A 15,941-nucleotide genomic window follows, 5' to 3' on the forward strand; every position below is an offset into this window, starting at 1 on the left:
CCCGTCACCCCGCGCGGCGGCCAAGCGGCTGGCGCGGTGGCAGCCGGACGCCGAGTCGCTCAGCCAGCCGGTAACCCGTACTCGCCAGTCGCTGAATGTCTTTGGGACGCAACCCCGACTGCAACGCCCTGTCCAGCATGCTCGCCATGCGATGGCTCGGGTCGCAGCGCAGCGCGGCGTCCAGCGATACCCCCGCCAGGGGTCCGTCGCCGCGCACGTAGGCGCTGAAAGCCAGCAGCACCAACGCCTCCACGCGCCACGGTTCGGGCAGCACCCGCGCCAGCACCGACCACAACGACTCGGCGGCATCAGCGCTCTCGGCGACAGCCAAGCCATACAGCGTGTCGCGGACCTGTACGTCGCTCAACGCGCAGCCCAGTTGCGCCACCTCGGCGTCCGACAGCGACTTACCGTCGGCGACGCGGGCCGCGGCGGCCATCGCGTTCTCCACGTCGCGTCGACAACAGCCGGTTGGGTCACTGTCGTGCGCTTCCGCGCGGGTGAGTGCCGCCTGCTCGACCGCGGGCACCAGAGCCGCGCTGCGCACGGGATCGGCCGCGATCACCGCCTGCAGGTCGGCCCGCCGCGGGTAGAGCCGCCGGCCATCCACCACCGCCGCGGCAGCCAGTGGTGAAGCCGACGGATCGTCGATCTCCCCACTCTCGCCGCAGAGCTCGACGCAGTGCCAGCGCCCACCGCGCACGATCTCGTCGACGACATGTGCCGAACGACGCTCGATGCCGTGCCGGCCCAACGCGTCGGTCAGCGCGTCGCACAGCCGGCGGTATCCGTCGTTGCACACCGAACAATGCGCGCCTTCCTGATCGACGACCACCAAGATCGCCCCGTCCGGCTCCGCCGCCGCCGCAACCTGCGCGAGGTGATCCACCTCGTCGATCAGGTCGTCGGACAGGTCGGCCCGTATCACCGAGCCGAGCCCGCCGCCCTCCAGGGAGACCAGCACCAGCGATTTTTCGGGCACGAACCCGAGGATGGCCGGCAGCGCCGCGATCAGGGCGGCGGGGCGAGTGAGCTGAAAGTTTTCTCGATGTTTCGTCATGCGGTCCACGCTGACGACCGGCACCGTCAGTTCGTGCTCGCGCAGCGTGATTCAGCCGCGTGCTTGTGGAGAAAGTCTCGACTGTGGGCTTTATCGTCTACTCATGACTTCGATGCGCGAGTACGACCTGGTCGTCATCGGCTCCGGTCCCGGCGGTCAAAAGGCCGCCATCGCCGCGGCCAAGCTGGGCAAGTCGGTGGCGATCGTCGAGCGCGGGCGCATGGTCGGCGGGGTCTGCGTGAACACCGGCACGATCCCGTCGAAAACACTGCGCGAGGCCGTCGTCTATCTCACCGGGATGAGCCAGCGCGAGCTGTACGGCGCCAGCTACCGGGTCAAGGACAAGATCACCCCGGCCGACCTGTTGGCGCGGACCCAGCACGTGATCGGCAAACAGGTCGACGTGGTGCGTTCGCAGCTGATGCGCAACCGGATCGACCTGGTCCTGGGCCATGGCCGCTTCGTGGACCCGCACACCGTCCTGGTGGAGGAGGACGCCCAGGGCGAGCGGGTGACGGTCAGCGGGGATTACATCGTCATCGCCACCGGCACCAAGCCGGTGCGCCCGTCTGGCGTGGAGTTCGACGAGCGACGGGTACTGGATTCCGACGGCATCCTCGATCTGCGGACGCTGCCGGCGTCCATGGTCGTCGTTGGTGCCGGCGTGATCGGCATCGAGTACGCCTCGATGTTCGCCGCCCTCGGCACCAAGGTCACCGTGGTGGAGAAGCGCGACACGATGCTGGACTTCTGCGACCCCGAGATCGTCGAAGCGCTGAAGTTCCATCTGCGCGACCTGGCGGTGACGTTCCGGTTCGGCGAGGAAGTGACAGCCGTCGACGTCGGCGCTTCGGGCACCGTCACCACGCTGGGCAGCGGCAAGCAGATCCCCGCCGAGACGGTGATGTACTCCGCCGGCCGGGAGGGCCAGACCGCGGACCTGGGCCTGGAGAACTCCGGACTCGAAACCGACAATCGCGGAAGGATTTTCGTCGACGACCAGTTCCAGACCAAAGTCGAACACATCTACGCGGTCGGAGACGTGATCGGCTTTCCGGCGCTGGCGGCGACCTCGATGGATCAGGGCCGGCTGGCCGCCTACCACGCGTTCGGTGAACCGACCGATGGCATCACCGCGCTGCAGCCCATCGGGATCTACTCGATACCGGAGATCTCCTATGTCGGCGCGACCGAGGTGGAACTGACCAAGAACTCGATCCCCTACGAGGTGGGTGTGTGCCGGTACCGCGAGCTGGCCCGCGGTCAGATAGCCGGCGACTCCTACGGCATGCTCAAGCTGCTGGTGTCCACTCGCGACCGCACGCTGCTCGGCGCGCACATCTTCGGCACCAGCGCCACCGAGATGGTGCACATCGGACAGGCCGTGATGGGTTGCGGCGGAACCGTGGACTACCTGGTCGACGCCGTGTTCAACTACCCCACGTTCTCGGAGGCCTACAAGGTCGCCGCGCTGGACGTGACCAACAAGATGCGGGCCCTCAGCCAGTTCCTGCGCTGATCAGCACCCGTCGTCGTAATCGGTCGGCGCCGTGTCACCGGCCCCGCCGGCCTCGGCACGGGCCAGCAACTGCGCGGTGCGTTCGTCGAACGGCGACGAGTACGACAGGTCTGCGGTGCAGCCCCCGCCTTCGAAACCGCCGACCACGCCGACGACCATAGAGCCGTGGACCCAGGGCGCGCCGCTGGTGCCACCGACCAGCCCCGCGCACGGCAGCGACGGGAAACCGCTCCCGGTGCGGCCCGAAGTGCCCTGGCAACCGACGGGCTCACCACCGGTCCCGGCGGGATAGCCGGTGACGCTTACCCCGGTGCCCGGGGCGGGGTCACTGCCCAAAGTCAGCGCGGCACCGGCCCGGCCTTCCAGCGTGCCGCGGGTGCCGCTTACCCGGGCGAAGGCGTAATCCGCGCGCGGGTCCCGACTGTCGAGCCAGCGCTCGTCGAAGTACACCGCCTCGACCGTCCAGGTGTCGGCGGGCCCGGCCGAACCGCGAAAACCCGGAACGAACGTCGTCTTCGCAGGCCCGAGCAGGCAGTGCGCGGCTGTCAACACAAGGTCACCGCCTTTGGCATGCACCACCGCACCGGTGCAGGTGTGCACGTTGCTGTCGCCCCGGAAAACGGCGCCGACGCGCGGGTCCGGTGTTACGGCTTCGTGGGCAGCGCACGACGCCGAGACCACCGCCAGGCCGACCACGACCGTCACTGCGCGCATGGCGTCCCATCATGCCCGATCGGATTTCCCAGCAAGCGAATAGAAAACCGTCCCAATGCGTTGATGGATGTGCCAGCAAATTGTGGCAGTCACGTCCGCACTTTCTACGGTGGGTGCGGTGTCGATTAGGCGAGACTGGTTAGGGCACCCTAGAGAGACCCATGAGCCCCCCGAAAGGAGGCACACTCATGTCCGATCATCCCGGCGAAGCTCAGGAATACCACCGCGGACAGCCAGGCATGTACGAGCTTGAGTTCCCCGCGCCGCAATTGTCGGCATCCGATGGCCGCGGCCCGGTTCTGGTGCACGCCTTGGAGGGTTTCTCCGACGCCGGTCACGCGATCCGGCTGGCCGCCGCTCACCTGAAGGCGGCGCTGGACACCGAGCTGGTCGCGTCCTTCGCGATAGACGAACTCCTGGACTACCGGTCCCGGCGGCCGCTGATGACGTTCAAGACCGACCACTTCACCAAGTACGACGATCCCGAACTGAACCTGTATGCGTTGCGCGACAGCGTCGGAACGCCGTTCCTGCTGTTGGCCGGGTTGGAACCGGACCTGAAGTGGGAACGTTTCATCAACGCGGTACGCCTGCTGGCCGAGCGACTCGGGGTGCGGCAGACGATCGGCCTGGGCACCGTCCCGATGGCCGTTCCGCACACCCGGCCCGTCACGATGACGGCGCACTCCAACAACGCCGAATTGATCGCCGACTTCACGCCGTGGATCTCCGAGATCCAGGTACCGGGCAGCGCGTCGAACCTGCTGGAGTACCGGATGGCGCAACACGGTCACGAGGTGGTCGGATTCACGGTCCACGTCCCGCACTACCTGACCCAGACCGATTACCCCGCCGCGGCGCAGGCCCTGCTGGAGCAGGTGGCCAAGACCGGATCGCTGGACCTGCCGGTGACGGCGCTGACCGAAGCGGCCGCGGAGATCCGGACCAAGATCGACGAACAGGTTCAGGCGAGCGCGGAGGTCGCTCAAGTGGTGAGCGCGCTTGAGCGCCAGTACGATGCGTTCATCGACGCTCAGGAAAACAGATCCCTGCTCGCCCGTGACGAGGATCTGCCCAGCGGAGACGAGCTCGGTGCGGAGTTCGAGCGCTTCCTGGCCCAGCAGGCCGAGAAAAAGCATGACGATCACGACCCTGGTTAGCCCCGGACGCCTTTGCAAGGCTCGATGACAAGGTTGGCGACATGACCGTGCGGACGCGCAATCTTCGCCCGGTGCGGGAAGTGACATCCCCGTCGCTGCAGTACCGCACCATCCACGGCTATAAGCGGGCGTTCCGCATCGCCGGGTCCGGTCCGGCGATCCTGCTGATCCACGGCATCGGTGACAACTCCACGACCTGGACCGGTGTCCACGCCAAGCTCGCCCAGCGGTTCACGGTCATCGCGCCGGATCTGTTGGGGCACGGCAAGTCTGACAAGCCGCGTGCCGACTACTCGGCGGCGGCGTACGCCAACGGCATGCGTGACCTGCTCAGCGTGCTGGACGTCGAGCGGGTCACCATCATCGGTCATTCCCTCGGTGGCGGGGTGGCGATGCAGTTCGCCTATCAGTTCCCCCACCTGGTCGAGCGACTGGTCCTGGTCGGCGCCGGCGGCGTCACCAAGGACGTCAACATCGCGCTGCGGTTCGCCTCGTTGCCGATGGGTGCCGAAGCGCTGGCGTTATTGCGGCTGCCCTTGGTGCTGCCCGCGGTCCAGTTGCTGGGCCGGGTGGCCGGTTTGGCCATCGGTTCGACGGCCATCGGCCGGGATCTGCCCAACATGCTGCGGATCCTGGACGACTTGCCGGAACCAACAGCCTCGTCGGCGTTCACCCGCACCCTGCGTGCGGTCGTGGACTGGCGCGGTCAGATCGTCACCATGCTGGACCGATGTTATTTGACCCAGGCCGTCCCGGTGCTGATCATCTGGGGCCGCAGAGATTCGGTCATCCCCGTGCGGCACGCCTACCTGGCGCACGCCGCCATGCCGGGCTCCCAACTCGAAATCTTCGAGGACGCAGCCCATTTCCCGTTTCACGACGACCCGGCTCGGTTCCTCGATCTCGTGCAGAGCTTCATCGACACCACCGCACCCCCCGACCACGACCAGGCCGCGCTGCGCGAACTACTCCGCAGCGGTGGCGGCGAAGCGACGGTCTCCGGGCCCGCCGACACCCGGCTGGCCGTGCTAAACGCCATAGGGGCCGACGAACGCAGCGCCACCTGAATCACGGCCGTCGACGTTGAGGTCTCAGGACTGTCGGCGCAACGTCGCGGACAGGTGGTGCTGGAGGCGTTGGCCGACAGCGGCCATGCGCAGCGAGTAGGACAGCTCGTTGCCGTCGACCCGGACCGACCGGGCCAGTGCCGACACTTCTTTGGCAGTCGGGGTCATTCCGACATCGGTTGTGGCCAAGTCGATTTCGACGACGCCGTCGCGCACCGAGTAGCTGCCGCCTTCGATCTCGGTGATGCCGCTGGGATGGGCAACCACCAGTTCCAGGTGGCCCTGTCGCGGCACTCGAAGATAGCCCGTCTCGGCGTGCAGCGGTTTGCCGTCGGCGACGGCTTTCGTTTTCTGTCCATAGCTCAGGAAAGGCTTGCCCACGTGGGAGAAGACGACCTCTTCGAAGTATTCGAACGACTCGATGGTCGGGTACTCCCCCGCCCCACGCCCCGCCCAGGTACCCAGCAGCGGCGCCAGCGCAGCGACGTCGGGATGAAGTTGGGCGGCCATCGGTCGGAAGACGCCGTTCAGCCCGGGGCCGATACGTTGCGGTGCGCGCGCAGCGCCTCGATCTCGCGTTCGAAATCGTCGGCTGAGGAAAAGGACCGGTACACCGAGGCGAAGCGCAGGTAGGCGACTTCGTCGAGTTCGCGCAACGGACCCAGGATGGCCAGCCCGACCTCATGGCTGGGGACCTCCGGCCCGGCGGCCCGCACCGCGTCTTCCACCTGTTGGGCGAGCAGGTTCAGCGCGTCGTCGTCGACCTGGCGCCCCTGGCAGGCGCGGCGCACACCACTGATCACTTTCTCCCGGCTGAACGGCTCGGTGACGCCGCTGCGCTTGACCACTGCGAGCACCGCGGTCTCGACGGTGGTGAAGCGGCGTCCGCATTCCGGACACGACCGGCGACGGCGAATTGCCTGGCCTTCATCGGTTTCCCGGGAGTCAATGACCCGGGAATCGGGATGCCGGCAGAAAGGGCAGTGCAATGGCCGCTCCTTTGCCACGCCGTGACGTCCGGATAACAGAACACCCCGAGAGTACCCGCGCGACCTGCCGAGCCCGGGTTGCGGCCGGTCAGCCGACCGGTGCGATCAGGGTCTGGCCTGCGGTCACCGCGCTGGAGTCCAGCGCGTTGAGGTCACGGATGCGTTCGACGACGTCGCGCACGGGTGCGCCCGGCGCCACGCGGACCGCGAGATCCTGCAGAGACTCGCCCGGCTCGACCCGCACCACCGCCAGCGCGGCGGGCACCTGCGGCGCCGCCTCGACCGATTCGCCGTGGACCATGCTGCCGAAGTTGGCCATCAGCCCTAACCAGAGGGTGATGACACCGGCGGCCAGGGCCAGCCCGATCGTGGTTGCCACACTGACCGGCCGTCTGCGGTGGACAACGGTCGACCTCGCGACACCGGTGCCGTAGTAGCGCATCGGCGCGCCCGCCGGGCGCGACGGGCCCGGCCTGTTCGACCGTGGCTGACCGGACCGATAGGAGGGAAACTCGCGAATCGGCCTGTTCAGAGGCCTGTTCAACGGGCTCTGCGCGTTGCTGGCGCGATGCGGACCCGCGTAGATGAGTGTCATGCCGTTTCCCTCCGGTCGACTACTTATCGCTCGTGTGTTCGACACTAGTCGCTCATGTGTTCGACAACCGAACATTTGAGCGAGCGTGTCGCACGAGCAAAACCGTAGACCTCACCACCGACAAGTTTTTTGTCGGTGCAACCAGCTGGTGACTTTCAGATACCCGGTACGCGCCGAAGTTACACACTTGTGATTCATTTTGTTTCCGCAGATCGGCGGCCCTCGACGGCGCGACGACACGCCGGTCGAACACATGTTTGATTCTTGGACGGAGTGGGGTTACATTCAGTGCCATGAGCGACAGCAACGACACCCCGGCCGATGCGACGCTGACTGACCGACAGCGAACAATCCTGGACGTCATCCGCGCGTCGGTGACCACCCGCGGATATCCGCCGAGCATCCGGGAGATCGGTGATGCCGTCGGTCTGACGTCGACGTCCTCGGTGGCACACCAACTGCGCACCCTGGAGCGCAAGGGCTACTTGCGGCGGGACCCGAACCGCCCGCGTGCTGTCGACGTGCGCAGCGCCGACGACACGGTGACGCCTCCGCTCACCGATGTAGCGGGTTCGGATGCGTTGCCGGAGCCGACTTTCGTCCCAGTGCTGGGACGCATCGCCGCCGGCGGGCCGATCCTGGCCGAGGAGGCCGTCGAGGACGTCTTCCCCCTACCCCGCGAGCTGGTCGGCGAAGGGACGCTGTTCCTGCTCAAGGTCGTCGGTGAGTCCATGGTCGAAGCCGCCATCTGCGATGGGGACTGGGTGGTGGTGCGCCAGCAGAACGTCGCCGACAACGGCGACATCGTCGCGGCGATGATCGACGGCGAGGCCACCGTCAAGACATTCAAGCGGGCCGGCGGTCAGGTGTGGCTGATGCCGCACAACCCGGCATTCGACCCGATTCCCGGCAACGACGCGATCGTGCTGGGCAAGGTGGTCACCGTCATCCGCAAGGTGTAGCCGCCGGCGTCAGTCGGCCCGGACGAAACCGTTGGCGCGCGCGGCGTCCTCGTTGGCGAACCAGATCTCGGCCAGTGTGTCGTGATAGAGCGCGCTGTTGGGCGTGTAATACAGACCGAACCGGGCGCTGGCCTTGATCGGATAGCCGTCCGGGGCCCGGTAGGGGTCGTCGTCGAGCGGCAGGTGGATCGTCGGACGCACCGCGGCGCTGCCGGCCGGTGCCGCCGCCGGCGCCTCGGCCTGCGGAGCCGCTCCGAACGGCGTGCCGGCTTCGGCGGCGTAGCCGGCCGGGTCCGCGGCCGCATGCCGTCCCGTTCTCGCCTCGGGCACCGGATCGGTGTCCGGTGGCGACGCCAGGTCGGGTGACTCGCCTTCCGCGTCGTCCCTGAGTTCGTCTTGCGGGTAGCGGGCCCCCGCATATTCGTCGAGGTATGGCTCGTCCGGCTCGATTTCCGGGATCTCCGGAACTTCCGGGATTTCCGGCTCTTCCCGGGAGTGCGGCACTTCGGGGACGTCCGCGTCCGGCACGTACGTCGGTGGCGCCGAGAGTTCGGGCACGTAGTCCTCCGGCCCTACCCGTTCCGGAACCCGCGGCTCCTCCTCGAAAGGTTCCCCGTAGCCCTCGTGCGACACCACCGGGATGGGCGTGGTGCCCACCGCGTCGGGGTCCTCGTCGTACTCCTCATACGAGGACGAGTCGTAGCTCTCGTCGGCATCGTGGGTGAATTCGTCGTCGTCGGCGTCCTGCTCGACCGGGAGGACCGCCGTCGCCCCACCCCGGGACCAGCTGACCCGGGCTCCCGAGCCGGCGTCGGGATGGTCCTCGACGTGCTGGTCGTGCTCGTCGGCCGGGGGGAACCGCTCAGAACCGTAATCGATGTCCTCGCGCGGCCAGCGCCCTTCCGCGCCGGGGTCATAGTCCACACCGGCGTTGCGGTCCGGGTCCGGGTCGAAGACGGGTGCATCGGGACCCGCGGCGCGGCGCCTGCGCAGACCCAACACCACCAACACGCACATCAGGACCAGCAACAGCACCGGCACGGCCGCGATCAGCCACCACCAGTGGAAGGTGAACTTCTTGCCCGCCGGGGGTGAGGCCGAATTGCTGGGCTGATTCTGTCCCGAAACCTGGAGTCCGGACAGCAGCGGCGCCAGATTCGCCGGATCGGTGCTGAAGGTGTTCTTGGCGCGGTTCCAGGAGATCTTGCCGCCGGTGAACTTCTGCGACACCACGTCACCGTCCACCGTCTGGTCAGCCACCGGCGCACCGAGTTTGCCGGTGGCGCCCTTGAGCTTGTCCCACGCGGCCTTCATGGCCCCGCGCACGACGAAGGCGCCGTGGTCGGGGGTCCAGAAGATCACCGGCTTGTCCGCCGCGGAGAACGTCGCGACGCGGCTGGCTGGAGTGATCCCGCCGTCTGCCTCGTTGGCGACGGGGAAGCCCAGATCGCTGCTGACCGGCCCGCCCAGCGCCTCATACTTCTGCAGGATCGGTCCCTCGACGGCGTTGGCGCCGGTCGCCGGGCTGAAGAAGATCTTGCCGCCGTTGAAGTCCTGAGCGACGCCGTCGCCGCCGATCGGGTACTGGTTGCCCTTCTTGGCGCCCAGCGGCCCGTTGGCGCCGCCGGCGGCACGCCAGGACATGTTGATGGCGGCGGTGGGGTCGATCGCCACCTGCAGCCCCTTGAGCTGCTCGGCCAGGCCCGGCGGATTGGTGCTGAACTCCTTGGTCTTGCGGTTCCAGGACACCTCACCACCGGTGAACTTCTGCGAAGTCACCTCGGCGTCATAGGTCTCGTCGCCGATCGGGGCGCCCAGCACCCCGCCCGAGCTGCCCAGCTTGTCCCAGGCGGCGTTGAGCGCGCCACGCACCACGAACGCGCCGTGGTCGGGCGTCCAGAAGATCACCGGGTTGTCGCTGGCTGCGAACGTGCTGACGCGGCTGTCCGGTCCGGCGAGGCCCGGAACTTCGTTGATGGACGGAAATCCCAGGTCGCTGCCCGCCGGTCCGCCCAAAGATTCGTACTTGTCCAGAATGGGGCCGAACATGAACTTGGCGCCGGTAGCCGGCGTGAAGTACATCTTGCCGCCGTCGAAGTCCAGCGCGAATCCGTCGCCCACGGGATAGACGTCGCCCTTCCGGGCGCCCAGCGTGGACGTGTCGCCGCCGGCCTTCTCCCACGCGGCCATCATGGCCGCCTCGGCGTCGCCGATCGGAGACGCCGACGCTGTCGGCGCCAGCAGCGTGACGGCCAACGCGCCAGCCGCCAAGCCCAGCAGCGCCCGCCCGACCAGCTTGCTCAAATGACCTCTCCGCCCGTTCACCAAGCCTCCCAGCTGATGCCCTGCCCACCCGGCGAGCCGGCGGATCCACCGCCGTGGGCCGTTCCCCAGCTACGAATCGCATCGCGGCCGGGCTCGCATAACTTTGCTCTAGCGAACGAGAAATGCGAAGTCAAATTGTAGATATTACGGAAACGGATATCGACCCGATGTCGAAATGATGCGGTGCTGCGTCCGTGTCGCGAGAAATCCCGGAGCCGGCTGAGGGTCCTGCGGATCGTCGCCGACGGTCCGGCAAATTCTCTACCGTAGCGGGACAAAGCCCAGCTCACGACGGCCCTGCACACCGGGCAACGGAATGCACCTCGTCCCCGTCAACGCACGCGCTACGCACGCACCGACGTTACGTCAGGACTCGATCCCGTCAACGTTGTGCATCGGGTCCGTACGCGATGTGTCCGGCGGACGAACAACGCGAGGCGGCCTCGGTCAGACGCCCAGGCTGCGGCCGATGATCTCCTTCATGATCTCGGTCGTCCCGCCGTAGATGGTCTGCACCCGAGCGTCCAGATAGGCACGCGCGACGTTGTATTCGCGCATGTAGCCGTATCCGCCGTGCAGCTGCAGGCAGCGGTCGATCAGGTGGACCTGCTTCTCGGTGGAGTACCACTTGGCCATCGCGGCCTGCTCGGCGGTCAACTTGCCTTCCAGGTGCAGCGCCAGGAACTGGTCGACCATGATGCGCACCACGGTGGCCTCGGTGGCCAGCTCGGCCAGCAGGAAGCGGCTGTTCTGGAAGCTGCCGATCGGTTTGCGGAATGCCTTGCGCTCCTTGGTGTACTGCAAGGTCTCTTCCAGCACGGTCTCCATCGCCGTGGCGGCCATGACGGCGATGTTGATCCGCTCCTGCGGCAGGTTCTGCATCAGGTAGATGAACCCCATGCCTTCTTCGCCGAGCAGGTTCTCCGCCGGCACCTTGACGTCGGTGAACGACAGCTCGGCGGTGTCCTGGGCGTCCAGGCCGATCTTGTCCAGGTGGCGGCCCCGCTCGAAGCCCTCCATGCCCCGTTCGACGACCAGCAAGCTGAACCCCTGAGCACCCTTGTCGGGGTCGGTCTGGGCCACCACGATCACCAGGTCGGAGTTGATCCCGTTGGTGATGAACGTCTTCGCGCCGTTCAGTACGTAGTGATCGCCTTCTTTGACCGCTCGGGTCTTGATGCCCTGCAGGTCGCTGCCCGTTCCCGGCTCGGTCATCGCGATCGCGGTGATCAGTTCGCCGCTGCAGAACTTGGGCAACCAGCGCTGCTTCTGCTCGTCGGTGGCCAGGTGCAACAGGTAGGGCGCGATGATGTCGTTGTGCAGGCCGAACCCGATGCCGCTGTAGCGGCCGCGGGTGGTTTCCTCGGTGACGATCGTGTTGTACCGGAAGTCGGGATTGCCCCCGCCGCCGTACTCCTCGGGCACCGCCATGCCGAGGAACCCTTGTTTGCCGGCCTCCAGCCACACCCCGCGGTCGACGATCTTGGCCTTCTCCCACTCCTCGTGGTAGGGCGCGACGTGACGATCCAGGAAGGTCCGGTAGGACTCCCGGAACAGATCGTGCTCGGGTTCGAACAGTGTGCGCTGGTATTTGACGGCACTACCCATGGATTACCTCCGGCGATGAAGTCTCTCCGCCCCAAGATATACCAACCGGGTGGTTGGTCGGCACGGGGACGCCGCTAGGCGCGCGGCGCGAACTCCTGCAGCGCGGCGGCCAGTGCGAACGGGACTCTGGCTTGGATCCGGGTGCCGTCCGCCTGGTGCTCGGCCTGCTGCACCCGTCCGTCGGAGTGCAGCCGGGCCACCAGATCACCGCGGTCGTAGGGGATCACCACGTCGATCGCGGTGTCGGTCGGCGCCGCGAGTTCGGCCATCCGCCGGCGCAGCGCGTCGATCCCCTCCCCGGTGCGAGCGGAGACGAAAACCGCGCCGGGCAGTTCGTGACGCAGCCTGGCCAGCATCAAATCGTCCGCCGCGTCGATCTTGTTCACCACCAGCAGTTCCGGCGCGGCATCGCCGTGATGATCCGCGATCACCTCCGAAACGACCTGCCGCACCGCGCTGATCTGCGCGAACGGGTTGACGTCGGAACCGTCGACCACGTGCACCAGCAGGTCGGCGTCCACCACCTCTTCCAACGTGGACCGGAACGCCTCCACCAGTTGGGTCGGCAGGTGCCGGACGAAGCCGACGGTGTCGGTGAGCACGAACGCCCGGCCGTCGTCCCATTCGGCGCGCCGGGTGGTGGGTTCCAGGGTGGCGAACAGCGCGTCCTGCACCAGGACGCCGGCTCCGGTCAGCGCGTTGAGCACGCTGGATTTCCCGGCGTTGGTGTAGCCGACGATGGCGATCGAGGGCATGTCGGCCTGCAACCGGCGACTGCGCTGAGTGTCGCGGACCTGCTTCATCGCCTTGATGTCACGACGCAGCTTGGCCATCCGCTCGCGGATGCGGCGCCGGTCGGTCTCGATCTTGGTCTCACCCGGACCGCGCAGGCCCACCCCGCCGCCGCTGCCGCCGGCGCGGCCACCGGCCTGGCGCGACATCGACTCACCCCAACCGCGCAGCCGCGGAAGCATGTACTCCATCTGCGCGAGCGCCACCTGCGCCTTGCCTTCCCGGCTGGTGGCGTGCTGGGCGAAGATGTCCAGAATCAGCGCGGTGCGGTCGATGACCTTGACCTTGACCGCCTTCTCCAACGCGGTCAACTGCGCCGGGGACAGCTCGCCGTCGCAGATCACCGTGTCGGCGCCGGTGGCCACCACCACTTCGCGCAGCTCCTGGGCCTTGCCCGAGCCGATGTAGGTGGACGGGTCGGGCCGGTCGCGGCGCTGGATGAGCCCTTCGAGCACCTCGGAGCCGGCGGTCTCGGCCAGGGCGGCCAGCTCGGCCATGCTGGCCTGGTTGTCGGACGCGCTGCCCTCGGTCCACACCCCGACCAGCACCACCCGTTCCAGCCGCAGCTGTCGGTACTCGACCTCGGAGACGTCGGTGAGTTCGGTCGACAGTCCGGCGACCCGGCGCAGCGCGGATCGATCCTCGAGGGCCAGCTCACCGACGCTGGGCAAGGATTCCGGTAGGCCCGTCTCGGGCGAATCTGGATAATTCATAAGCAATTTCGATGGTGGCACGTCGCGACGGCCGACGCACCCGAATATCAGGCTTGTGACGCCCACCAGCCGTCGTCGAGTTCCCCGCGCGCCACCAGTACCGAGGGCCCGCGCAGGAAGCTGGTCGCGTCTGTGACGGTGACGACGACGTCGCCGCCGGGCACCCGCACGGTGACTGTCCCGGTCTCGGCGTGCTCGGTGGCCAACGCCGCGACCGCGGCGGCCACCGTCCCGGTTCCGCAGGAGCGGGTCTCCCCCACCCCGCGTTCGTGCACCCGCATGCACACCACGCCCTGCGCGGGTGCGGTGAGAACCTCGACGTTGACGCCTTCGGGAAACTGCCGGCGGTCGAAGCTGACCGGCGCCGCGACGTCCAGCGCCGCCAGTTCCGCGGGGGTCAGCTGCGGGTCGACGCAGGCCAGGTGCGGGTTGCCCACGTCGACGGCCACGCCGGTGAATCGCCTGCCGCCCACCACCGCTTCGCCGCTGCCGAGCCGGTTGGCCTTGCCCATGTCGACGGTGACGTCGGCGTTGGACGCATCGACGCTGTGCATGGTGACCTGCCGCGGTCCGGCGAGTGACCCGACGACGAACTCGTTGCGCGACTCCAGCCCGCTGGCCCGCAGGTAGTGAGCGAAAACCCGCACACCGTTGCCGCACATCTGCGCGGTGGATCCGTCGGCGTTGCGGTAGTCCATGTACCAGTCGTCGGCGCGTACCCCGTCGGGCATCCGATCGAGCGCGCCGACGGTCAGCGCTGCTCCGGCTGTGGTGACCCGCAGGACTCCGTCGGCTCCCAAGCCCCGGCGCCGGTCGCATAACGCGGCGACCCGGGCAGCGGACAGGTCGGTCTCGGCCCGGACGTCGGGCAGCAGCACGAAGTCGTTCTGGGTGCCGTGGCCCTTGGCGAAGTGCACCCGATCAGGGTACGTGCCGCCATGCCCGCACCGCCTCGTCCACGGCGTCGGAGGCGGACCCGTCGATCCAGCGCACCCGATGATCGCGGCGGAACCAGGATCGCTGCCGTCGCACATACCGGCGGGTACCGACGAAGGTCTGTTGCTGCGCGTCTTCCAGCAACGCCGGCGTTGCGCCGGCATCCAGCGCCGCGATCACCTGCGCGTACCCCAGCGCGCGGCATGCGGTGACGCCCTCGCGCAGGCCGCGGGTGAGCAACCCGCGCACCTCCTCGACCAGGCCGTCGGCGAACATCGTTTCGGTGCGTCGCGCCAGCCGCTCGTCGAGAACCGTTGTCTCGCAGTCCAATCCGACGATCATCGTGTCCCAGCGCGGGGCTCCGATGCGCGGTGCCGACGCGGCGAACGGTTGGCCGGTGAGTTCGATGACCTCCAGTGCGCGCACCGTGCGGCGACCGTCGGTGGGCAGGATCGTCGCGGCCGCGGCGGGATCCCGGCGGGCCAGTTCGGCGTGCAACTCGCCGACACCGATTTCGGCGAGGCGGCGTTCCCACCGGGCCCGCACGGCGGGGTCGGTCGCCGGAAACGACCAGTCGTCCAGCAGCGACTGAAGGTAGAGCATCGACCCGCCGACCACGATCGGCACCGCTCCCCGGCCCAGGATCGCTTCGATGTCAGCCGCGGCGGCCTGCTGGTAGTTGGCCACGGTCGCGGTCTCGGTGACGTCCAGCACGTCGAGTTGGTGATGCGGGATGCCGCGGCGCTGCGCGGCGGGCAACTTGGCGGTCCCGATATCCATGCCGCGGTAGAGCTGCATCGCGTCGGCGTTCACTATCTCCGCCCGACTGCCGAGCCTCTCGGCGACGTCAAGTGCCAGTTGCGACTTGCCGGTGCCGGTTGGACCGACGATTGCCAGCGGTCTCACGGCTGCCAGACACCGACGAAATAGCCGACACCGCAAGGGAATCCGCGGTACAGCTCCTTGACGGTACGGGGGCCGGGCTCGGCCACGCCGGCCAGCACCGCGAACGCCGTACGCCCCAGGACCCGGTCCGGCAGCCGGGTCAGGGCCTCGACGTCGCCGCGGGCCAGGGCGTCATCGAGGGTGTGCTGCGCCTCGGTGCCGGCGGGGTCGTAGCCCCCGGGTGCGCGGGCGGTGAGGGTATTGGCGCCGTCGGCCACGATCAGCACGCCGACCGGTTCGGGGTCGCGGTCGATCTCGGCGCGCAGCCGGCGCCCGCAGGCCAGCGCGTCGGCGGCGTCCTGGCCGGCCTCGTACACCTGGACTCGCGCGCTGCCGCCGGGTCGGACCCGACCGCGCAGCCAAGCCGCGATGAGGGCGCACAGCGGTAGGTCCATCGGGGATCGATCCTCGTCGTGCGGTGCCAGCGCGACCCGCACGTCGACCCCGAATCCCGCGAAAGTACCCGCACTTCCGGGACCGAACACCGCATCGGTTTCGCCGATGCCCACGGCGATCCAGCGCGCGGGCAGGACGGCGGCCGCCGCGGTCACCGCCG

General features: G+C 68.1%; 15 protein-coding genes. 4 read left to right on the forward strand and 11 right to left on the reverse strand.

Annotated elements, in window-relative coordinates; translation table 11 throughout:
- Positions 1-4: 4 nt before the first annotated feature.
- The gene (locus AC5Y47_RS21555) at positions 5-1,060 is read right to left on the reverse strand and encodes a DUF4192 domain-containing protein (protein WP_499946281.1); all 1,056 of its coding nucleotides are present in this window, start codon (positions 1,058-1,060) and stop codon (positions 5-7) included.
- A 112-nt stretch (positions 1,061-1,172) separates the two neighbouring features.
- Between AC5Y47_RS21555 and sthA the strand changes: the two genes are divergently transcribed.
- Complete coding sequence (sthA, locus tag AC5Y47_RS21560) at positions 1,173-2,579, forward strand: Si-specific NAD(P)(+) transhydrogenase (protein ID WP_499946300.1); 1,407 nt, start codon at positions 1,173-1,175, stop codon at positions 2,577-2,579.
- Here the strand turns inward: sthA and AC5Y47_RS21565 are convergent, their stop codons facing one another.
- Entirely contained in the window at positions 2,580-3,293 is a 714-nt protein-coding gene (locus AC5Y47_RS21565) for a trypsin-like serine peptidase (RefSeq protein ID WP_499946282.1), read from the reverse strand. It lies immediately after the preceding gene.
- Between the two features lie 188 nt (positions 3,294-3,481).
- Here AC5Y47_RS21565 and AC5Y47_RS21570 point away from each other — a divergent pair, with 188 nt between their 5' ends.
- Both AC5Y47_RS21570 and AC5Y47_RS21575 read left to right on the forward strand, forming a co-directional pair.
- Positions 3,482-4,453, forward strand: a complete 972-nt coding sequence (locus AC5Y47_RS21570) for a proteasome assembly chaperone family protein (protein WP_499946283.1) — start codon at positions 3,482-3,484, stop codon at positions 4,451-4,453.
- 41 nt (positions 4,454-4,494) lie between these two features.
- Complete coding sequence (locus AC5Y47_RS21575; protein WP_499946284.1) at positions 4,495-5,520, forward strand: alpha/beta fold hydrolase; 1,026 nt, start codon at positions 4,495-4,497, stop codon at positions 5,518-5,520.
- A gap of 24 nt (positions 5,521-5,544) precedes the next feature.
- On the opposite strand, the gene AC5Y47_RS21580 is transcribed toward AC5Y47_RS21575, so the two are convergent.
- The 3 genes from AC5Y47_RS21580 to AC5Y47_RS21590 form a co-directional block, all read right to left on the reverse strand.
- A complete protein-coding gene (locus AC5Y47_RS21580) occupies positions 5,545-6,030 on the reverse strand; it encodes a peroxynitrite isomerase (RefSeq protein WP_499946285.1) in 486 nt (161 codons plus the stop codon).
- A gap of 17 nt (positions 6,031-6,047) precedes the next feature.
- Positions 6,048-6,509, reverse strand: a complete 462-nt coding sequence (gene nrdR, locus AC5Y47_RS21585; protein ID WP_499946286.1) for a transcriptional regulator NrdR — start codon at positions 6,507-6,509, stop codon at positions 6,048-6,050.
- Positions 6,510-6,597: 88 nt separating this feature from the next.
- Positions 6,598-7,104: a LysM peptidoglycan-binding domain-containing protein gene (locus AC5Y47_RS21590; protein WP_499946287.1), complete on the reverse strand. Its 507-nt coding sequence runs from the start codon at positions 7,102-7,104 to the stop codon at positions 6,598-6,600.
- A 293-nt stretch (positions 7,105-7,397) separates the two neighbouring features.
- Here AC5Y47_RS21590 and lexA point away from each other — a divergent pair, with 293 nt between their 5' ends.
- Positions 7,398-8,066: a transcriptional repressor LexA gene (gene lexA / locus AC5Y47_RS21595; protein WP_499946288.1), complete on the forward strand. Its 669-nt coding sequence runs from the start codon at positions 7,398-7,400 to the stop codon at positions 8,064-8,066.
- A 9-nt stretch (positions 8,067-8,075) separates the two neighbouring features.
- Here lexA and AC5Y47_RS21600 read toward each other — a convergent pair whose 3' ends face one another.
- From AC5Y47_RS21600 to AC5Y47_RS21625, 6 genes are all read right to left on the reverse strand, one after another.
- A complete protein-coding gene (locus AC5Y47_RS21600; protein ID WP_499946289.1) occupies positions 8,076-10,391 on the reverse strand; it encodes an LGFP repeat-containing protein in 2,316 nt (771 codons plus the stop codon).
- A gap of 447 nt (positions 10,392-10,838) precedes the next feature.
- Positions 10,839-11,999: an acyl-CoA dehydrogenase family protein gene (locus AC5Y47_RS21605; protein WP_499946290.1), complete on the reverse strand. Its 1,161-nt coding sequence runs from the start codon at positions 11,997-11,999 to the stop codon at positions 10,839-10,841.
- 74 nt (positions 12,000-12,073) lie between these two features.
- Positions 12,074-13,504, reverse strand: a complete 1,431-nt coding sequence (hflX, locus tag AC5Y47_RS21610; protein WP_499946291.1) for a GTPase HflX — start codon at positions 13,502-13,504, stop codon at positions 12,074-12,076.
- A gap of 47 nt (positions 13,505-13,551) precedes the next feature.
- Positions 13,552-14,421, reverse strand: a complete 870-nt coding sequence (gene dapF / locus AC5Y47_RS21615; RefSeq protein ID WP_499946292.1) for a diaminopimelate epimerase — start codon at positions 14,419-14,421, stop codon at positions 13,552-13,554.
- A 4-nt stretch (positions 14,422-14,425) separates the two neighbouring features.
- Entirely contained in the window at positions 14,426-15,346 is a 921-nt protein-coding gene (gene miaA / locus AC5Y47_RS21620) for a tRNA (adenosine(37)-N6)-dimethylallyltransferase MiaA (RefSeq protein WP_499946293.1), read from the reverse strand.
- Positions 15,343-15,941 (reverse strand): class III extradiol ring-cleavage dioxygenase family protein (locus AC5Y47_RS21625; protein WP_499946294.1); only part of this gene is annotated, 599 nt, incomplete at its 5' end. The genes miaA and AC5Y47_RS21625, both read right to left, overlap by 4 nt.

The organism is Mycobacterium sp. NGS22 (assembly GCF_059813095.1).

What these genes read in the sequence shown, in the direction of transcription:
- AC5Y47_RS21555 (WP_499946281.1), bottom strand. Translation starts at nt 1,060, where the DNA reads ATGACGAAACATCGAGAAAACTTTCAGCTCACTCGCCCCGCCGCCCTG.
- sthA (WP_499946300.1), top strand. Translation starts at nt 1,173, where the DNA reads ATGCGCGAGTACGACCTGGTCGTCATCGGCTCCGGTCCCGGCGGTCAA.
- AC5Y47_RS21565 (WP_499946282.1), bottom strand. Translation starts at nt 3,293, where the DNA reads ATGCGCGCAGTGACGGTCGTGGTCGGCCTGGCGGTGGTCTCGGCGTCG.
- AC5Y47_RS21570 (WP_499946283.1), top strand. Translation starts at nt 3,482, where the DNA reads ATGTCCGATCATCCCGGCGAAGCTCAGGAATACCACCGCGGACAGCCA.
- AC5Y47_RS21575 (WP_499946284.1), top strand. Translation starts at nt 4,495, where the DNA reads ATGACCGTGCGGACGCGCAATCTTCGCCCGGTGCGGGAAGTGACATCC.
- AC5Y47_RS21580 (WP_499946285.1), bottom strand. Translation starts at nt 6,030, where the DNA reads ATGGCCGCCCAACTTCATCCCGACGTCGCTGCGCTGGCGCCGCTGCTG.
- AC5Y47_RS21590 (WP_499946287.1), bottom strand. Translation starts at nt 7,104, where the DNA reads ATGACACTCATCTACGCGGGTCCGCATCGCGCCAGCAACGCGCAGAGC.
- lexA (WP_499946288.1), top strand. Translation starts at nt 7,398, where the DNA reads ATGAGCGACAGCAACGACACCCCGGCCGATGCGACGCTGACTGACCGA.
- AC5Y47_RS21605 (WP_499946290.1), bottom strand. Translation starts at nt 11,999, where the DNA reads ATGGGTAGTGCCGTCAAATACCAGCGCACACTGTTCGAACCCGAGCAC.
- hflX (WP_499946291.1), bottom strand. Translation starts at nt 13,504, where the DNA reads ATGAATTATCCAGATTCGCCCGAGACGGGCCTACCGGAATCCTTGCCC.